The organism is Sphingobium bisphenolivorans (assembly GCF_000412635.1).
GTDB classification, from domain to species: Bacteria; Pseudomonadota; Alphaproteobacteria; order Sphingomonadales; family Sphingomonadaceae; genus Sphingobium; species Sphingobium bisphenolivorans.
Genome location: NZ_ASTG01000007.1, coordinates 22156 through 39745 on the forward strand (window position 1 = coordinate 22156; position 17590 = coordinate 39745).

A 17590-nucleotide genomic window follows, 5' to 3' on the forward strand; every position below is an offset into this window, starting at 1 on the left:
ATGATCACGGCCATCCGTTCCTTCGCCTTCATGCTCGCCTTCTATGTCGGCTCGCTGCTGTTCGTGCTCGCCGCGATGGCGAGCAATCTGGTCGCGCCCCATTCCATTCCCGCGGTGGCGACGGGATGGAGCCGCTTCCACCGCTGGTGCGTGAATTGGCTGCTGGGCCAGAAGGTGCGGGTTGAGGGCGAACTTCCCCAGGGTCCCTATCTTTATATCCTGAAGCATGAATCGATGTTCGAGACGATCGACCTGCTCTGCCTGCTGCATCGCCCCGCCATCGCCGCCAAGCGCGAGTTGTTCGACATTCCACTCTGGGGCGGCATTGCCCGGCGCTACGGGCTGATCCCGATCGAGCGCAGCGCCGGCGCCAGTGCCCTGCGCGCCCTTCGCAGCGCGGCTCTCGCGACGACCGCGCAGGGCCGCCCGGTCTGCCTCTTTCCAGAAGGGACGCGGGTTCCGCATGGTGAGAGCCCGCCGCTGCGCTCCGGCTTCGCGGGGATCTATGCGTTGCTGAAGCTGCCCGTCGTGCCCATCGCCATCGACAGCGGCCATGTGTCGCCGCGCGGAAAGTTCCTGAAACGCGCGGGCACCATTACTTACAAGGTGGGGGAGATCGTGCCGCCCGGGCTCGATCGGAACGAGGCGGAAGCGCGGGTTCATGCAGCGATCAATGCGCTGAATCCGCCCGTCCGATGAGGGTCGAACAAGTGGGTTTAGTGTGAACGTCCGAAATCGGGCTTCGGATCGTCTTGTCCCTGCTCGATGATCGACCGCCGGATTGCGCGCGTCCGGGTGAACAGGTTGAACAGCGTGTCGCCGTCATTCCAGCGGATGGCCCGCTGCAGAGCCGACAGGTCCTCCGAAAAGCGCTGAAGCATCTCCAGCACTGCCTCCTTGTTCGCCAGGAAGACGTCGCGCCACATGGTCGGATCGGACGCGGCGATGCGCGTGAAGTCGCGAAAGCCGCCCGCCGAATATTTGATCACCTCGGACTGGGTGACATCCTCCAGATCGCTGGCGGTGCCGACGATGGTATAGGCGATGAGGTGCGGCAGATGGCTCGTCACCGCCAACACCAGATCATGATGCTGCGGGTCCATCGTCTCGACCTCTGCGCCGACGCGGTGCCACAGTTCGGACACGCGCTCGACCGCGGCCGGATCGGCACCCGCGGGCGGCGTCACGATGCACCAGCGCCCCCTGAACAGGGAGGCGAAGCCCGCCTCCGGCCCGCTATTCTCCGTTCCCGCGACCGGATGCGCAGGGATGATCGTCCGTCCCGGCAGCGCGGCGTTCAGCTGTGCCAGCACATCGGCCTTGCATGACCCGACGTCGCTGACGATCGCCTCAGCCGGAAGATCGTCGGCAATCTCCGCCGCGACGACTCCCATCGCCCGGACCGGCACGCACAGCACGACCAGATCGGCGTCGGTGACGCTGGCGCCCGCAGTGTCCGTCACATCGTCGGCCAGGTCGATGGCGCGCGCGATTTCGCGGACGCGCGGGTCGGCGTCGTACCCCGTCACCCGCACGGTCGGCATCGCCTCCCGGATGGCGCGTGCAAGAGAGGCGCCAATCAGGCCGAGGCCAATGATCGTGACACGGGAAAAGGGCAGCATCAGGCCACTTCCGCCATCGCGCGCAGCTTCGCCGCCACCTTGCGCACCTGTTCCTCGGTGCCGATCGTGATGCGCAGGCCGTTGGGCAGACCCTGCCCCGGCAGCCAGCGGGTGGCAAAGCCCTCGTCCCACAGTCCCTTCATCGCCGTCTCGGCGTCGAGCTTGCCGTCGAACAGGATGAGGAGGAAATTCGCCTTGCTCGGCACGACGCGCAATCCGTGGTTGGACAGCGCAGCCACTTCTCCCGCCAGCCATTCGCGCCACTTCCGGTTGTGCGTCCGGCTCGCCTCGACCCAGGCCTGGTCCTTCACCGCCGCGATCGCCGCCGCCTGGCCGGCCGTCGTCACGTTGAAGGGCGCGCGAATGCGATGCAGCACGTCGATCACCTCGGCGCTCGCATAGCCCCAGCCGATGCGCTCCGCCGCCAGCCCGTAAATCTTCGAGAAGGTCCGCGTCACCAGCACATTGGCGGCGGTCTTCGCCAGTTCCAGGCCGCCATCATCCTCATCTGCTTCCAGATATTCGGCATAGGCTTGATCCAGCACGAACAAGATGTCCGGGCGAAGGGCCGCATGGAGACGCGCAATTTCCTCGCGCGGCGTCATCGTGCCGGTGGGATTATTGGGATTAGCGAGGAAGACGACCTTGGTCCTCTCCGTCACGCAGGCCAGCAGCGCATCGACATCGGTCGCATAGTCGCGGTCGGGCGCCACGACGGGCGTGGCGCCCACGCGCCGGGCCGCGATGTCGTAGACGGAAAAGCCGTAGCGGACATAGAGTATTTCATCCCCCGGCCCTGCATAGGCGCTGGCGGCGATATGCAGCAGTTCGTCAGAACCCGTGCCGTAAATCACGCGCGCCGGGTCCAGCCCATGCGCCTGCGCGATCGCCTCCCGCATGGCGGCTGCGCCGGGGTCCGGATAGGTGGCAAGGTCCGCTGTCGCAGATACCAATGCTGCGCGCGCCGCATCGCTGGTACCCAGCGGATTTTCATTGGCTGACAGCTTCACCAGCTGGCGTCCGTCATCGGCGGCCGACTTGCCCGGCACATAGGGGGAGATACCGAGTATCCAGTCTTTGGGGGCAGGCTTGGTCATGGCCGGCGCTTTAGCGTTCCCGCGCGCAAAGCGCTAGACCACCGGCGTCACCAACGGCTCGCCAGCGAACCAGGCGTCGAGATTGGCAAGGACCAGATCGGCCATGGCCTTGCGCGTCTGCACGGTCGCGCTGCCCTGATGCGGTTGCAGCACCACATGATCCATCGTCAGCAGGGCATGCGGGACATGCGGTTCGTTCGCGAACACGTCCAGCCCGGCGCCCGCGATCCGCCGCTCCGCAAGCGCCGCCACCATTGCCTCTTCATCGATCACGCTCCCCCGGCTGATGTTGATGAGGACGCCCCCTGGCCCCAGCGCGTCCAGCATCGCCGCACCGACCAGATGCCGCGCTTCCGCCCCGCCGGATGTGGCTACGATAATCACGTCGCTCGCTCGCGCGAAGTCGAGCGGATCGGCGATGTAGCGATAAGCGGTGCCGTCGTCCGCCGGTCGCCGGCTATGGTAGATGATCTCGCCGGCCACCGGCTCCAGCCGCCGCGCGATGGCTCGGCCGATCCGGCCCAGCCCCAAAATCCCGATCCGCTTGCCCGTGACGCGCCCGCTGAGCGCGGGCTTCACGCCCTTCGCCCATTCGCCTGTGCGCACCATCCGGTCGTTAGCCGCGATGTTGCGGACCGTCGCATAGAGCAACCCGACCGCGAGATCGGCGACGTCGTCGGTCAGCACATCGGGCGTGTTGGTGACGCGAATGCCCTTTGCCCGCGCATGGTCGATATCGACCTTGTCATAGCCAACGGAAAACAGCGCGATCAGCTCAAGCCGGGGCAGGGCGTCCATGATCGCGGCAGGTGCGCCGACCGATCCGAAGGACACCAGCGCCCGCGCCTGCCGCACCTCGTCCGGCAGCATATTCAGGTCGGCGTCCGCCGGCACGGCATGAACGACGAAGCGCTGCGCCAATGCCTCGTCAAGATAGGGATAGAGCGGGCCGAAGGCGACGATCGGGATGCGGGCTGTCTCTGTCATACCCGCCATCTAGAGCGCATGAGAGCCGATTGACAGAGGCGGGTACCGGTCCTAGCCCGATCATGATGGCCAGCGCCTCCTTTCCCGATGATCAACGTTTCGGCCTGCGGCGGCAGGCGCGCCTCGCGGGTGCCTTGCGGCTCGACAGCGGCGCCTCGCTCGGCCCCGTCGATATCGCCTATGAAACCTATGGGCGGATGGATGCGGATCGTTCCAACGCCATCCTCATCTGCCACGCGCTGACCGGCGACCAATATGTCGCGTCCGACCATCCCGTAACCGGCAAGCCCGGCTGGTGGTGGCGGCTGGTGGGAGAAGGCAGGCCGATCGATCCCGCACGCCATTTCATCATCTGCGCCAACGTGATCGGCAGCTGCATGGGTTCCAGCGGCCCCGCCAGTCTCGATCCCGCCACTGGCGAGCCGCACGCGATGCGCTTTCCTGTCATCACCATCGCCGACATGGTCCGCGCGCAGGCGATGCTGCTCGACCATCTGGGCGTGGACCGTCTGCAGGCCGTCGTCGGCGGGTCGATGGGCGGAATGCAGGCGCTGACCTGGCCGACCCTTTATCCCGAGCGCGTCGAAAGCTGTATCGTCATCGCCTCCACCGCGCGCCACAGCGCCCAGAATATTGCCTTTCATGAAGTCGGCCGGCAGGCGATCATGGCCGATCCCAACTGGCGGGGCGGCGACTATTATGCCGACGGCCAGATCCCGAGCGCAGGCCTCGCCGTCGCGCGCATGGCTGCGCATATCACCTATCTGTCCGAAGCGGGCCTGACGGAGAAATTCGGGCGGCGCTTGCAGGGCAGGGATGCCAAGACCTTCGGTTTCGACGCCGATTTCCAGGTGGAAAGCTATCTGCGCCATCAGGGGCTCAGCTTCGTCGAGCGGTTCGACGCCAACTCCTACCTCTATATCACCCGCGCCATGGATTATTACGACATTGCCGAGGATCATGGCGGCAGCCTTGCCAACGCCTTTGCCGCGTCGAAGGCGCGCTTCTGCCTCGTCAGCTTCGATACCGACTGGCTCTATCCCACCGCAGAATCGCGCGTCATCGTCCATGCGCTCAACGCCAGCGGCGCGCAGGCGAGCTTCGTCGAGCTTTCCAGCCCCTTCGGCCATGACGCCTTCCTGCTGGAATGCCCGGAACTGAACCGGGTGGTCGACGGCTTCCTGAAGGGCGGTCGCGCTTGAGCCTGCGTCCCGACCTCGCGCTCATCGCCCGCACTGTGGCGCCCGGATCGCGGGTGCTGGACGTGGGTTGCGGCGACGGCGCGCTGATGGCCGCGCTGCGTGACGACAAGCAGGTCGATGCGCGGGGCCTGGAGATCGACGGGCAGAATGTCGCTGCTGCCGTCGGCCGGGGTCTGTCGGTCGTGCAGGGCGATGCCGACACCGACCTTGCCTACTATCCCGACGCCAGTTTCGACTATGCGATCCTCAGCCAGACGCTCCAGACCACGCGGCGTCCGGATCGCGTTGTCGAGGAACTGCTGCGCATCGGCCGGCAGGCGTTCGTCTCCTTCCCCAATTTCGCCCATTGGCGCGGCCGGCTGTCGCTGATGTGGGGCGGCCGTATGCCGGTGACGCGCCTGCTGCCCGACACATGGTATAACACGCTTAACATCCACCATGTCACGGTCGACGATTTCCGCGCGCTGGTGAAGGAGCGCGGCTGGGTAATCGACGGTCAGTGGTTCCTGAAGGGCGACCAGGAAACTACGCATGCGAACGCCAATCTGTTCGCCGAACATGCGGTCTTCCTGCTGCGGCGTGGCTAAAGATAGACCGGTGTGTCGCCTTCCCGCCACGCCGGCAGCCGCAGCATCGCGCGGGAAAACAGGGCCGATCGCACCAGCCCATCGAGCCAGGCCCGCACCCGCGTAAGCGGCTGGCCGGCGAACCAGTCGGGCTCCGTCGCGGCGAACTGCCGAACGAAGGGGAAGATGGCGATGTCGGACAGCATCCTGCGATCGCCACACAGGAAGATATTGCGACTAAGCCGCACTTCCAGATCCATCAGCATCCGCACAGCCTCGGCGCGATGCGCCTGCGGGTCGGACCGGTAGCGCGTCGCATATTTATAGCGGTCCAGATGCTGTTTGAACGGGCCATCATTGCTTGTGATCAGCGCCGCGTCGTCGCCTGAAAGCCAGCCTTCCGGATCATGGCCCGCCAGCGCCCAGCGCATGATGTCCAGGCTCTCGTCGATCACGCCGCCCTCCGGCAGGACCAATACCGGAACCGTAGCCTTCGGCGAGGCAGCGATCATCGCTTCGGGTTTGTCGCGGAGCACGACCTCACGCAGTTCCACCCGCTGCCCGCTTGCAATCAGCGCCATGCGCGCACGCATCGCATAGGGGCAGCGTCGAAAGCTGTAGAGGACAGGGTTCACCGCCCGCCTCCTATCCCATCGGGGTCGCGGATCAACAGCCGGACCGTTTCGAACTCTCCCTTCTTTAGCAGGGCAGCTCCCAGGTCCCAGACCATCGTCCTCTCTCCCGTAAGCGCTACCGCTCTTTCGTCGCGCTGAACTTGACCTTGGGATGCCGCTCCTGCTGGTAGCCGATGTCCCATGCGCTTTTCGCCATGAACACCAGATTGCCGTCGCGATCCTTCGCCATGTTGGCGCCGTTGAAGGCGACTAAGTCCTTGATCGCGGCTTCGTCGCCCGAAATCCAGCGGGCCGTGTCGAAGGGCGATGCCTCCAGCCCGGCCGCGACCTTATATTCGGCCTCAAGCCGCGAAATCAGCACGTCCAGCTGCAACTGGCCTACCACGCCGACGATCCAGTTGCTGCCGATCTCCGGATAGAAGACCTGGATCACGCCCTCTTCGGAAAGGTCGTCCAGCGCCTTGCGCAGCTGCTTCGTCTTGGTCGGGTCCTTCAGCGCCACGCGCCGCAGGATTTCCGGGGCGAAGTTCGGCAGGCCGGTAAATCGCACGCCCGGCTTCTCGCTCAGCGTGTCGCCGACGCGCAGTGTGCCATGATTGGGGATGCCGATGATGTCGCCGGGGAAAGCCTCATCCGCAATCTCGCGATCCTGCGCGAAGAAGAGGATGGGAGAATGCACCGCAATCGGCTTTCCGCTTCCCGACGGCGTCAGCTTCATGCCCCGCCGGAACTTGCCCGAACAAAGCCGCATGAAGGCAATGCGGTCGCGATGCTGCGGGTCCATATTGGCCTGCACCTTGAAGATGAAGCCCGTGACTTCGCCATCTTCCGGTTCGACCGGTGCAGGCTCGGCCGGCTGCGCGCGCGGCGGCGGCGCATGGGCGGCGAGCGCGTCGATCAACTCGGTCACGCCGAAGAGCTTGAGCGCCGATCCAAAATAAACCGGCGTCAGGTCGCCGTGCCGATATGCGGCGAGGTCAAATTCGGCATAGCCGCCGACCGCCAGCTCCGCCTCTTCCCGCAGTTTTTCCAGACCCCGATCGGAGATATGCTCGCCCAGCGCGTCGTCTTGGATACCCTCGACGAACACTTCCTTGCCCTCAAACTCCTTGCTCGCGCCCGAGGGCTGGCGCAGGCGGTTCCTGGCAAAGTCGTAAATGCCTTCAAAGTCGGCCCCCATGCCGACCGGCCAGCTCATCGGGCACACGTCGAGCGCCAGCGCGTCCGCCACCTCGTCCAGCAGGGCGAAGGCATCGCGGCCCTCGCGATCGACCTTGTTGACGAAGGTGATGATCGGCACGTTGCGCAGGCGGCAGACCTCGAACAGCTTGCGCGTCTGCGGCTCGATACCCTTGGCCGCGTCGATCACCATCACCGCCGAGTCCACCGCCGTCAGCGTGCGATAGGTATCTTCGGAAAAATCCTCGTGGCCCGGCGTGTCGAGCAGGTTGAAGGTGATGCCGTCGCGTTCGAACGTCATGACGGACGACGTCACGGAAATACCGCGCTGCTGTTCGATCTTCATCCAGTCCGACCGCGCGCGCCGGTTCGCCCCGCGCGCCTTGACCTCGCCGGCGAGATGGATGGCGCCGCCTTCCAGCAGCAGCTTTTCGGTGAGGGTGGTCTTGCCCGCGTCGGGGTGGGAAATGATCGCGAAGGTGCGGCGGGAGGGTATGGTCATGGGCAGTCTGATCACATCACATCGTCATCCCCGCGTGGGCGGGGATCCATCTCCCGCACATGCGGAAGGCGGAAAGGTTTGGAGATGAATTCCCGCCTACGCGGGAATGACGAAAAAATATAGAGGGGTCAGCTTTCCAACAGCGTCACGTTCATGCGGAACCGCCGTTCGTCGCCCGGCAGCAGGCACATGATGCCCGGCTTGTCCCACACATCGCCTTCGAAGCCGACCGGGTCGGCCATTCCCGCCCATGGCTCGACGCACAGATAGGGCGCGCCCGGCTTCTGCCACAGCCCCAGCCATGGCGTGTCGGGAAAGTCGATCTTCAGCCGGGTCCGTCCCGGCACGCCCCAGATCAGGCTATGGCTTTCCAGCTGATCCCATATCAGCGCATCGCCCTCGAACATCGCATGAGTCGGCGCCAGTCTGTTTCCCTCGACCGGCGACGGCCTGCTCTCAAGGCTGATCAGCCCCGGCTCTCTGCCCACCTTGCGGATCGGGGCGGGCTCCGGCTTTTCGAACAGCACCCGATGCTCCTCTACCGTACCGCCAAAGGGCAAGGGCCAGGCGAAGGCGGGATGATAGCCGAAGGCGAAAGGCATGTCCGCCTCGTCGCGGTTCATGACCTTGGCAGTCATCATCAGCGTGGCGCCTGCGACGGCGAACTGCATGTCGAGCCGGAAGTCAAAGGGGTAGAGCGCCCGCGTGGCCGTGTCCGCTTCCAGCCGAAAGGTCACGGTTTCGGCGTGATGCTCGACCTGAGCGAAGGGCAGGCGCCGGGCGAAGCCGTGCTGCGGCATGGAAAATTCATGCACCCCCAGCCGATAGACGTCGCCCCGCGACCGCCCGACAAAGGGAAAGAGCAGCGGCGCGTGCCCCGTCCACCAGCGCGGGTCGGCATCTGTCATGAGCTCGCGCCCGCCAGCGTCCTTGAGCGACCAAAGCTCGGCGCCGAGCGGGTTGATGCTGGCGGTGAGGCCGCCGGACGTGATGGTGATAAGTTCGTCCGACAAGCCTGCCTCCGTTCGGTTCGAGCGTGGGGGGTCACCCCCGCAAAGTAGCGCCCAGCTTTTCCGCCGCCTTCACCACGCTTGCGCTGATCGCGTCGAGTTCTTCCTGAGAGAAGCTCTTTTCGCCCGGCTGCAGTGTCACTTCGACGGCCAGGCTCTTCCTGCCTTCGTCGACGCCGGGTCCGACGAAGACGTCGAACAGCCGCGCATCGACGATGTTCTTCTTGTCCGCGCCCTTTACCGCGCGCACCAGTGCGTCGGCCTCGACCGCCTGATCGACGATGAAGGCGAAGTCCCGCTTCACCGCCTGCAGCGCGGGCGGCGCATAGGGCGCGCGCATGAAGCCGCTCTTGCGTTTCGCCGGGATGGCGTCGAGGAAGATTTCTCCCGCCACGACCGTCCCGGCAAGACCGAACTGGCGCGCGAGCGAGGGATGCAGCACGCCGAACTCGGCCAGAACGACCTTCGGTCCCAGCCGCAATGTACCCGACTGACCGGGATGGTAGGCCGCCGAAGCCTCGCCGAAGCTTTGCAGATTGCCGACGGGGGCTCCCGCCGCCGCGAGCAGCGCGATGACCTCTCCCTTGGCATCAAAGGCGGAGAATAGCTGTGCCTTGCCCGTCTGCCAGCCGCGCGGCGTCTTCTCGCCTGCCAGCACGAAGCCGACCGTCGCCCGTTCCTTGTCACCGAAATAGCGCCGGCCGAGCTCGAACAGCCGCACAGATGCCGCGCCGCGATCCATGTTCCGCCGCGTGGCCGACAAGAGGCCGGGCAGCAGCGAGGGCCGCATGACCTTCAGGTCTTCGGAGATGGGGTTGGCGAGCGTCCAGTCGCCGCCGCCGACAGACGCGGCTTCCTTTTCCGAAATGAACGACCAGTTGATCGCCTCGGCCAGTCCGCGCGCCGCCGCCGTCCGACGGACGCGCCGCTCGACCAGCTGTTCGGCGGTCGCGGTCGGCTTTGCGACGCCCGGAGTGCGGGGCAGGGGGGTGGAGGGCACCTGATCCAGCCCGACGATGCGCACCACCTCCTCGACGATGTCGGGCCAGCCGTCGACATCGCGCCGCCAGCTTGGCACGGTCACCGTCCAATTGGCCGGCGTGGTCACCGGCATGCCGTCCTCATAGCTGAAGGCGGCGGCATTGCCCTCCACGCCAAAGCCCAGGCTCTCCAGGATCCGCCGCTGTTCCTCCTCCGCCACATTGACGCCGGCCAGGGTCAGGCATTGCGCGGGATCATAGGTCACGGTGCGGGCCGCAAGCGGCGGCGAGCCTGCCCGCGTCGCTTCGCTCGCCGTCCCGCCGCACAGCTTCACCACCAGATCGGTGGCGATCGACAGGCCGTCGTCCAGGAACGCCGGGTCCACGCCGCGCTCGAACCGCCCGCGCGCGTCGGAGGTCAAGGCGAGCTTCTGCCCCGTGACCGCGATCCGCTCCGGCGTGAAATAGGCGCATTCGATCAGCACGTCGGTGGTCGCCTCGGTCGCGCCGGAATGCTCGCCGCCCATGATGCCGCCAATGTCGTGCACCGCTTCCTCATCGGCGATCACCGTCATTGTCTCATCGACGGCGTAGCTCTTGCCGTTCAGCGCCAGCACCTGCTCGCCCGCCTTGCCCCGCCGTGCAGTCAGCGGTCCTTTGAGCGTGGCGAGGTCATAGACATGCAGCGGCCGGCCAAGGTCGATCATGATATAGTTGGTGATGTCGACCAGGGTGCTGATCGGCTTCTGCCCGATCGCCTTCAACCGCTTCGCCATCCATTCGGGCGAGACGCCGTTGCTGACGCCCTTGACCGTGCGCGCAAAGAAGGCGGGGCAGCCGTCGGTATCCTCGATCCGCACATCGGGTCCCGGTCCGACAGCCTGGACCGACGGCACGACGATCGCGTTCAGCGTGCCAAGGCCCGCTGCCGCCAGATCGCGCGCAATGCCGCGCACGCCCATGCAATCCTGTCGGTTGGGGGTGATCGACACGTCGATGACGGGATCGTCCAGCCCCGCCCATGCCGCATAGACCTGTCCGACCGGCGCATCGGCAGCGAGCTCGATGATCCCGTCATGATCCTCGCCCAGCTCCAGTTCGCGGAACGAGCACATCATGCCGTTGGATTCGACGCCGCGGATGGCGGTTTTCTTGAGCACCATGCCATTGACCGGCACGACAGCGCCCTCGGTCCCGAACACGCCCACCAGGCCCGCGCGGGCGTTGGGCGCGCCGCAGACCACCTGAAGCGGGCCATCCCCCGCATCCACGGTCAGCACCTGTAGCTTGTCGGCCTGCGGATGCGGATCGGCCGTCAGCACCTTCGCAATACGGAAGGGAGCGAGCTTGTCGGCGGGGTTCTCAACGCCCTCGACCTCAAGACCGATATTCGTCAGCCCTTTGAGGATAGTCGGCAGGTCGGCATCGGTATCGAGATGCGTCTTGAGCCAGCTCAGCGTGAACTTCATGCGCCCACTCCTCCGCTCAGCGTGGGCACATCCAAGCCCATGAAGCCATAATGTTTCAGCCAGCGCAGATCGCCGTCGAAGAAAGCGCGCAAGTCGTTCATCCCATATTTCAGCATCGCCAGCCGGTCGACGCCGGTGCCGAAGGCAAAGCCCTGCCACTCATCCGGGTCGAGCCCGCACGCCTCGATCACACGCCGGTTGACCATGCCGCTGCCCAGCACTTCCAGCCAGCCGCCGCCCGGTGCGTCGCCATCGCCGCCGATCACCCGCTGGCCACTGGTGAGGGTATAGCCCACATCCACCTCGACCGACGGTTCGGTAAAGGGGAAATAGCTCGGCCGCAGCCGCAGCACGATGTCGTCACGCTCGAAGAAAGCCTTGAGGAACGTCTCCAGCGTCCATTTGAGATGGCCGAGCGTGATGCCCTTGTCGATCACCAGACCCTCGATCTGGTGGAACATCGGCGTGTGCGTCGCATCGCTGTCCGAACGATAGACCCGGCCCGGCGCGATGATCCGGATCGGTGGCTCCCCGTTCATCATCGTGCGGATCTGCACCGGCGACGTATGCGTGCGCAGCAGCATCTTTTTCCCGTTTTGCGCCTCGGGGAAGTAGAAAGTGTCGTGCATCGCCCGCGCCGGGTGCGTCTCGGGAATGTTGAGCGCGGTGAAATTATGCCAGTCGTCTTCGATCTCCGGCCCCGTCGCGACGGAAAAGCCGAGATCGGCGAAAATCTCGGCGAGTTCGTCCATCACCTGGCTGACCGGATGCACCGACCCCTGAGCACCGAGATCGGCGGGCAGGGTCATGTCGATCGTCTCGGCCGCGAGCTTGGCGTCCAGCGCCGCCTGTTCCAACGCCGCCTTCCTCTCGCCGAGCGCCGCCGTCACGCTCTCCCGCAAATCCTGGATCGGCGGGCCTTTCTCCAGCCGCTCTTCCGGGCTCATCGGGCCGAGCGTCTTGAGCAGGCCGGTCACCACGCCATTCTTGCCCATGGCCCCCACGCGAAGCGCTTCCAACGCGTCGAGCGTATCGGCTGCGCCGATGTCGGCGATCAGGCCGGCTTTCAGATTGGCAATTTCAGTCATCTTTTTCTCATCCATAATCCCGTCATTCCCGCGAACGCGGGAACCCATCTCCCGATCTTTCGATCGGTCGCCGCGTAGAGGGCAAGGGCTCGAATCCAAAGCTGAGAGCCAGATCGTCCCGTTCGGGATTGCCAGCTTCGATCAGCTCGATCTTCCATTGCCTGTTCCATTTCTTGATCCGCTTTTCACGCAATATCGCGCTGTCCATCGCGTCATGCGTTTCAAACCAGACGAGGCGTTTGACGCCGTAGTCGCTGGTGAAGCCCTCGATCAAGCCGTTTCGGTGCTCATATAGGCGCTTAACGAGGTCGGAACTGACGCCTGTGTAAAGCGTCCCGTTTTTCCGGCTTGCAAGGATATAGACGGTTGGGCTGATCTCGCGCTTCATGGCTCCCTCGGAGATGGGTTCCCGCTTTCGCGGGAATGACGAAGGGGTAGAGGGGGAAAGGCAACAAAAAAGGCGCCGAAGGCATCTGCCCCGGCGCCCTTTGTTCGCTCTCGCGCCGATCAGCTTAAGCCGCGGGCAGCGCAGCCTTCGCCTGGGCGATGATGGCGCTGAAGGCCTCGCCTTCGTGCATCGCGATGTCGGCCAGAACCTTGCGGTCGAGGTCGACGCCGGCCAGCTTCAGTCCGTGCATGAACTGCGAATAGGTCAGGCCCTCGGCGCGGACGCCGGCGTTGATTCGCTGGATCCAGAGGCCGCGGAAGGTCCGCTTCTTGACCTTGCGGTCGCGATAAGCGTACTGGCCGGCCTTTTCGACGGCCTGGCGGGCGATACGGATCGTGTTCTTGCGACGGCCATAATAGCCCTTCGCCTGATCCAAAATCCTCTTATGCTTCGCCTTGGTGGTCGTACCACGTTTTACGCGTGCCATATGTCCCTACTCCTTACTTCAGGCCATAGGGCGCCCAGAGGCGCACATGAGCGACGTCGGCGTCGGACATGACCGAGGTGCCACGGTTCTGGCGGATGTATTTCGCGTTGTGCGAGATCAGGCGGTGACGCTTGCCAGCGACGCCATGCTTGACCTTGCCGGAAGCGGTGAACTTGAAGCGCTTCTTCACACCGCTCTTGGTCTTGAGCTTGGGCATTTTCGTCTCCTTTTTCAGCGCGACGATTACGGACAGCCACGGCAGCCCTAGTTAGCCGGGCGGTCCTTCCGAATATCGCGAAGGGCGGCCCATAGAGGGCGATGCGCTGAAAGGCAAGCGATTCGGACCCAAAAGGCGGGATCGGCGTTGAAGCGCCATGGCCGATGCCGATCCCCTCCGGCCGGACCGTCCGGCGACCCCGGTGCCGCATCCCAGCGGTGCCCGCCATCATCTGCATCGCGCGCGCGAACGCTGGCGCAAGCTGCCCCTGCCGGTCCGCATCCTGCTCTGGATCGTCGGCATCATCTTCACGCTCTGGCTGATCCTGTTCATCACCAAGGGGCGTTTCCTCAAACATCCGTTCGAACGGTTCCTGACCAGCCGCCTCGAACGGCCTGTCCGCGTCGGTGGCGATTTCCAGCTTTACTTCAACCCTATCACCATCAAGTTCCGTGCCGAACAGATGGCAATCGCCAACACGCCCTGGGCGAGCCGTCCCGCCTTCTTCCGCGCCGACCTGATCGACAGCCGCATCGCCCCGCTCAGCCTCCTCTTCGGTGACAAATATCGGGTGCGCTGGCTCGAACTGCGGAACGCCGCGACCGATCTTGAATGGTCACGCGACGGCAAGAGCAACACATGGACCTTCGGCGATCCGAACAAGAAGGGCGAGCCGCTCAACCTGCCGCTGATCCAGCGCGCGATCCTGACCGGCACGAAGCTGCGCTACCGCGACCCGCGGATGCAGCTTTCGACGGACATCGGGTTCGAGACGGTGAAGGCGCAGGACACCCGCTTCGCCAGCGACATCCGCTTCTCCGGTGACGGGACGATGCGCGACCGGACCTTCACCCTGCGCGGCGGTCTGCTTTCGCCCAATGAAACGGTGACCGGCGGCAAGAACCGCCTCGCCCTCCATGCGCAGGCAGGGGCGACGGTGATGGAAGTCAGCGGAACGCTGCCCGGCGCAACGCAGATTGAAGGCGCGGACCTGCGGCTCGTCACCTATGGCCCCAACCTCGCCCGGCTGTTCGATTTCCTCGGCGTGGCAGTCCCAGACACGCGGACCTATCGCTTCACGTCGGCCCTGACGAAAAATGGCGGCGAATGGCGCTTCACCCATTTGAAGGGCCGGTTCGGCGACAGCGACCTGGCCGGACGCATGACCGTGTCGCTGCCCGACAACCGCCTGCTGTTAAAGGCCGACCTTGCCACCCAGACGCTCGACATCATCGATGTCGGACCCTTTATCGGCTATGATCCGCAAAGACTGGAGAAGCAGGGTGCGGCCGGCGCTGTCCAGACCGTCGGCGGCACACCGCGCGTGCTTCCCGACGCGCCGCTGCGGGTGGAGGCGATCCGCAACTTCGACGCCAATGTCGATTATAAGGTGCGGCGCGTGCGGGCACCCAACGTCCCCATTTCCAATATCGGGCTGAAGCTCGCGCTGGAACGGAGCCTCCTCACCCTTTCCCCGCTTACCTTCGACATGTCGGGCGGCCATGTCAGTTCCGACATCAGCATCAACGCGCGCGGCGCGCCGGTGCGGACCAGCTATGACATCCGCCTGTCGCCCACCCCGATGGGGAAGCTGCTCGGCCGCTGGGGCGTGGAGGAATCGGGCACCACCGGCACGATCAAGGCGCGGGTCCAAATGGCGGGGCTAGGCGACACGCTTCATGATTCGCTCAGCACCTCGAACGGGCGCATCGCCGTCATCCTTCCCGCCGGCTCCATGTGGGCGCGCAATGTCCAGCTGTCCGAGCTCGACATCGGCACCTTCATTACCAAGATGTTCGAAAAGAAGCTGAAGGAGCCGGTGCAGATCAATTGCGGCCTCATCGCCTTCACCGTGCGCAACGGCATCGCGGCGGCCGATCCGATCATCATCGACACGAAGAAGAATGTGATGCTGGGCCGTGGCGGCTTCTCCTTCAAGAATGAGAGCCTCGACCTTGCCTTCCGCGCCGACGGCAAGAAGTTCAGCCTCTTCTCCGCCCAGTCGCCGATCGGCATCAACGGGTATTTCGCCAGGCCCGGCATCAGCGTCATCAGTCCCGAACTGATCGCGCGCGGGGGTGCTGCCGCAGCGTTGGGGATTGCGGCCTCCCCGCTCGCCGCCGTGCTCGCCTTTGTCGATGTCGGCGATGCCAAGAGCGCCGCCTGCGGCCCGGTGCTCGCCGGCGCCACGGCAGCCGCCCAGCGCACCAAGGGCGGCAAGCCGCGCGACGATGTCGGGCGCGGTACGACCGCGAAGGAAGAGTCGGGCAAGAGCAGCGCGAAAGAGAAGCAGGGCCAGAAAAAGAAGTTTCTCGGCATCTTCTGATCGCAGCGCAAACCGCCTATCCTGCTGCTCCGGCCAGAAGGAGAGGCGTAGATTGATGAAAGATAGTCAAAGTCCAGCGGGCGGCGTGGTACCGCACCTGACCATCGCCAATGATCGCGCGGCCGAAGCCATCGCCTTTTATTCCCGTGCCTTTGGCGCGATCGAGCTTGCCCGGCATGTAGCGGAAGGACGGCAGCGGATCATGCACGCGCATCTGCGCATCAATGGCGGCTCGTTGATGCTCAACGATCATTTTCCCGAGATGATGGGTGGCGCTCCGGCGCAAAAGCCGCAGGCGGTCACCTTGCATCTGCAGGTGGACGATGCCGACGCCTGGTGGAAACGCGCCCTGAACGCAGGCGCCACGGTCCGTTTCCCGCTCGACAATCAGTTCTGGGGTGATCGCTATGGCCAGCTTACCGATCCCTTCGGCCATGTCTGGTCGATTGGCGGCCCGGCCACCTGATGAGCGCCGACGTCCGTTGGGATGTGGTGACCGGCGACCTTACGCGCTGCGCCACAGACGCCATCGTCAACGCAGCCAATTCATCCTTGCTGGGCGGCGGCGGTGTCGACGGCGCTATCCACCGCGCGGCGGGACCGCGGCTGCTGGCCGAATGCCGGACGCTCGGCGGCTGCCCGACCGGGGAGGCGCGGATCACAGCGGGCTACCAGCTTGCCGCCCGGCACGTCATCCACACCGTTGGCCCCGTCTGGCAGGGCGGCGGAAATGGCGAGGCGAGACTGCTGGCGAGCTGCTATACCGCATCGCTGACGCTGGCCTTGGACCATGGTCTGCGCACGATCGCCTTTCCCGCCATCTCCACGGGGATCTACGGCTATCCCAAGCAGGCAGCGGCAGCGGTCGCCGCCGATGCGGTCAACCAGCTGTTGCTGGAAGAGCCGGGCGGGTTCGATGACATCTTCTTCGTCTGCTTCGATGAAGCGAGCGCCGCCATCTATGCCGATGCTGTGCAGGCTGTCCGCTCGTCCTGAACCAAAGGATGAGCCAAGGCGGCCCTGGATCAGCTCCTCAATGCCCGTGACGCCCCTCGGCCAGCGCCTCCAGCACATCGTCCAGCCGCGCCGGATCGCCCAGAGCGATGACGCGGCCGTCGCTTTCCGCCGTGATCGGCTCCCCCGCCCAATCGCACATGCGCCCGCCTGCGCCCTCCACGACCGGGACAAGCGCGGCGATGTCATGCAGCTTGAGGCCCGCCTCGACCACGATATCGACATGGCCCGACGCGACCAGCCCATAATTATAGCAGTCGCCGCCCCAGACGGTGTCGCGGCACTGGCCAGCGAGCAAGGAGAAATGCTCGCCCGTGCAGCCGGGGAAATATTGCGGCCCGGTGCTGGCCAGGACCGCTTCCTCCAGCGAGCGGCAGGCGCGCGACTTCACGGGCTGACCGTTGAAGGTCGTGGGCTGCCCAGCCATCCCCGCCCAGCGCTCCCCGGCGATCGGCTGGTCGATGATGCCGATGGTCGGCCACCCCGACTGCGTCAATGCGACCAGCGTACCGAAGATCGGCCGCCCGGCGATGAAGCTGCGGGTGCCATCGATCGGGTCGAGGATCCACAGGCGCTCGGCGTCCTCGCGCGTCGCCCCATATTCCTCCCCGATGATGCCGTCCTGCGGGCGCTCCTTCTCCAGGATCGCGCGGATCGCCGCTTCGGCCGCCCGGTCGGCCTCCGTCACGGGCGACTTGTCGCTCTTGAACTCCATGTCGTAGCGCGCGCGGAAAAAGGGGCGGATGGCTGCGGCTGCGGCATCGGCGAGGCGGTGGGCAAGGGCCAGATCGTCGCGGGTGGTCATGGTTACGGGCCTAGCC

18 protein-coding genes are annotated in these 17590 nt (G+C 65.2%); 6 read left to right on the forward strand and 12 right to left on the reverse strand.

From position 1 onward, the window contains the following. Positions 1 to 699: a lysophospholipid acyltransferase family protein gene (locus L858_RS0106885; RefSeq protein ID WP_022682417.1), complete on the forward strand. Its 699-nt coding sequence runs from the start codon at positions 1 to 3 to the stop codon at positions 697 to 699. A 17-nt stretch (positions 700 to 716) separates the two neighbouring features. Here L858_RS0106885 and L858_RS0106890 read toward each other — a convergent pair whose 3' ends face one another. The 3 genes from L858_RS0106890 to L858_RS0106900 are packed head-to-tail and all read right to left on the reverse strand — an operon-like array spanning position 717 to position 3715. After that, positions 717 to 1622, reverse strand: a complete 906-nt coding sequence (locus L858_RS0106890) for a prephenate/arogenate dehydrogenase family protein (protein WP_022682418.1) — start codon at positions 1620 to 1622, stop codon at positions 717 to 719. Continuing rightward, complete coding sequence (gene hisC, locus L858_RS0106895) at positions 1622 to 2719, reverse strand: histidinol-phosphate transaminase (protein ID WP_022682419.1); 1098 nt, start codon at positions 2717 to 2719, stop codon at positions 1622 to 1624. Before hisC ends, L858_RS0106890 begins: the two co-directional genes overlap by 1 nt. 33 nt (positions 2720 to 2752) lie before the next feature. Then, positions 2753 to 3715: a 2-hydroxyacid dehydrogenase gene (locus L858_RS0106900; RefSeq protein ID WP_022682420.1), complete on the reverse strand. Its 963-nt coding sequence runs from the start codon at positions 3713 to 3715 to the stop codon at positions 2753 to 2755. 56 nt (positions 3716 to 3771) lie between these two features. On the opposite strand from L858_RS0106900, the gene metX reads away from it, so the two are divergent. Both metX and metW read left to right on the forward strand, forming a co-directional pair. Next, positions 3772 to 4908: a homoserine O-acetyltransferase MetX gene (gene metX, locus L858_RS0106905; RefSeq protein WP_028055889.1), complete on the forward strand. Its 1137-nt coding sequence runs from the start codon at positions 3772 to 3774 to the stop codon at positions 4906 to 4908. Next, entirely contained in the window at positions 4905 to 5495 is a 591-nt protein-coding gene (metW, locus tag L858_RS0106910; protein ID WP_022682422.1) for a methionine biosynthesis protein MetW, read from the forward strand. Before metX ends, metW begins: the two co-directional genes overlap by 4 nt. Here metW and L858_RS0106915 read toward each other — a convergent pair. The 8 genes from L858_RS0106915 to rpmI all read right to left on the reverse strand — a co-directional run bounded on the left by L858_RS0106915 (position 5492) and on the right by rpmI (position 13429). Next, positions 5492 to 6109: a glutathione S-transferase gene (locus L858_RS0106915; RefSeq protein WP_022682423.1), complete on the reverse strand. Its 618-nt coding sequence runs from the start codon at positions 6107 to 6109 to the stop codon at positions 5492 to 5494. The genes metW and L858_RS0106915 overlap by 4 nt on opposite strands. A gap of 115 nt (positions 6110 to 6224) precedes the next feature. After that, positions 6225 to 7790 (reverse strand): peptide chain release factor 3, encoded by a 1566-nt coding sequence (locus L858_RS0106925; protein ID WP_022682425.1) that lies wholly within the window; start codon positions 7788 to 7790, stop codon positions 6225 to 6227. 128 nt (positions 7791 to 7918) lie between these two features. Beyond that, positions 7919 to 8803 (reverse strand): aldose 1-epimerase family protein, encoded by an 885-nt coding sequence (locus tag L858_RS0106930; RefSeq protein ID WP_022682426.1) that lies wholly within the window; start codon positions 8801 to 8803, stop codon positions 7919 to 7921. A 31-nt stretch (positions 8804 to 8834) separates the two neighbouring features. After that, complete coding sequence (pheT, locus tag L858_RS0106935) at positions 8835 to 11249, reverse strand: phenylalanine--tRNA ligase subunit beta (RefSeq protein ID WP_022682427.1); 2415 nt, start codon at positions 11247 to 11249, stop codon at positions 8835 to 8837. Continuing rightward, the gene (pheS, locus tag L858_RS0106940; protein WP_028055890.1) at positions 11246 to 12337 is read right to left on the reverse strand and encodes a phenylalanine--tRNA ligase subunit alpha; all 1092 of its coding nucleotides are present in this window, start codon (positions 12335 to 12337) and stop codon (positions 11246 to 11248) included. The genes pheT and pheS overlap by 4 nt, the downstream gene beginning before the upstream one ends. A gap of 22 nt (positions 12338 to 12359) precedes the next feature. After that, on the reverse strand, positions 12360 to 12725 hold the full coding sequence (locus L858_RS0106945; RefSeq protein ID WP_022682429.1) for a GIY-YIG nuclease family protein: 366 nt from the start codon (positions 12723 to 12725) through the stop codon (positions 12360 to 12362). 124 nt (positions 12726 to 12849) lie between these two features. Beyond that, positions 12850 to 13212 (reverse strand): 50S ribosomal protein L20, encoded by a 363-nt coding sequence (gene rplT / locus L858_RS0106950; RefSeq protein ID WP_022682430.1) that lies wholly within the window; start codon positions 13210 to 13212, stop codon positions 12850 to 12852. Between the two features lie 13 nt (positions 13213 to 13225). Further along, positions 13226 to 13429, reverse strand: a complete 204-nt coding sequence (rpmI, locus tag L858_RS0106955; RefSeq protein WP_007689506.1) for a 50S ribosomal protein L35 — start codon at positions 13427 to 13429, stop codon at positions 13226 to 13228. Positions 13430 to 13586: 157 nt separating this feature from the next. Between rpmI and L858_RS0106960 the strand changes: the two genes are divergently transcribed. The 3 genes from L858_RS0106960 to L858_RS0106970 are packed head-to-tail and all read left to right on the forward strand — an operon-like array spanning position 13587 to position 16751. Further along, positions 13587 to 15755 (forward strand): AsmA family protein, encoded by a 2169-nt coding sequence (locus tag L858_RS0106960; RefSeq protein WP_022682431.1) that lies wholly within the window; start codon positions 13587 to 13589, stop codon positions 15753 to 15755. 55 nt (positions 15756 to 15810) lie between these two features. After that, on the forward strand, positions 15811 to 16221 hold the full coding sequence (locus L858_RS0106965; RefSeq protein ID WP_022682432.1) for a VOC family protein: 411 nt from the start codon (positions 15811 to 15813) through the stop codon (positions 16219 to 16221). Beyond that, positions 16218 to 16751: an O-acetyl-ADP-ribose deacetylase gene (locus L858_RS0106970; protein WP_476661772.1), complete on the forward strand. Its 534-nt coding sequence runs from the start codon at positions 16218 to 16220 to the stop codon at positions 16749 to 16751. The genes L858_RS0106965 and L858_RS0106970 overlap by 4 nt, the downstream gene beginning before the upstream one ends. Before the next feature lie 37 nt (positions 16752 to 16788). Here the strand turns inward: L858_RS0106970 and hisN are convergent, their stop codons facing one another. Then, positions 16789 to 17574, reverse strand: a complete 786-nt coding sequence (gene hisN, locus L858_RS0106975) for a histidinol-phosphatase (RefSeq protein ID WP_022682434.1) — start codon at positions 17572 to 17574, stop codon at positions 16789 to 16791. Between the last annotated feature and the right edge of the window lie 16 nt (positions 17575 to 17590).

Bases quoted from the DNA above. Each gene is read 5' to 3' on its own strand.
- L858_RS0106900 (WP_022682420.1), bottom strand. From the start codon at position 3,715: ATGGCGGGTATGACAGAGACAGCCCGCATCCCGATCGTCGCCTTCGGC.
- rplT (WP_022682430.1), bottom strand. From the start codon at position 13,212: ATGGCACGCGTAAAACGTGGTACGACCACCAAGGCGAAGCATAAGAGG.
- pheT (WP_022682427.1), bottom strand. From the start codon at position 11,249: ATGAAGTTCACGCTGAGCTGGCTCAAGACGCATCTCGATACCGATGCC.
- rpmI (WP_007689506.1), bottom strand. From the start codon at position 13,429: ATGCCCAAGCTCAAGACCAAGAGCGGTGTGAAGAAGCGCTTCAAGTTC.
- hisN (WP_022682434.1), bottom strand. From the start codon at position 17,574: ATGACCACCCGCGACGATCTGGCCCTTGCCCACCGCCTCGCCGATGCC.
- metX (WP_028055889.1), top strand. From the start codon at position 3,772: ATGGCCAGCGCCTCCTTTCCCGATGATCAACGTTTCGGCCTGCGGCGG.
- pheS (WP_028055890.1), bottom strand. From the start codon at position 12,337: ATGACTGAAATTGCCAATCTGAAAGCCGGCCTGATCGCCGACATCGGC.
- L858_RS0106890 (WP_022682418.1), bottom strand. From the start codon at position 1,622: ATGCTGCCCTTTTCCCGTGTCACGATCATTGGCCTCGGCCTGATTGGC.
- L858_RS0106945 (WP_022682429.1), bottom strand. From the start codon at position 12,725: ATGAAGCGCGAGATCAGCCCAACCGTCTATATCCTTGCAAGCCGGAAA.
- L858_RS0106965 (WP_022682432.1), top strand. From the start codon at position 15,811: ATGAAAGATAGTCAAAGTCCAGCGGGCGGCGTGGTACCGCACCTGACC.
- L858_RS0106885 (WP_022682417.1), top strand. From the start codon at position 1: ATGATCACGGCCATCCGTTCCTTCGCCTTCATGCTCGCCTTCTATGTC.
- hisC (WP_022682419.1), bottom strand. From the start codon at position 2,719: ATGACCAAGCCTGCCCCCAAAGACTGGATACTCGGTATCTCCCCCTAT.
- L858_RS0106960 (WP_022682431.1), top strand. From the start codon at position 13,587: ATGGCCGATGCCGATCCCCTCCGGCCGGACCGTCCGGCGACCCCGGTG.
- L858_RS0106925 (WP_022682425.1), bottom strand. From the start codon at position 7,790: ATGACCATACCCTCCCGCCGCACCTTCGCGATCATTTCCCACCCCGAC.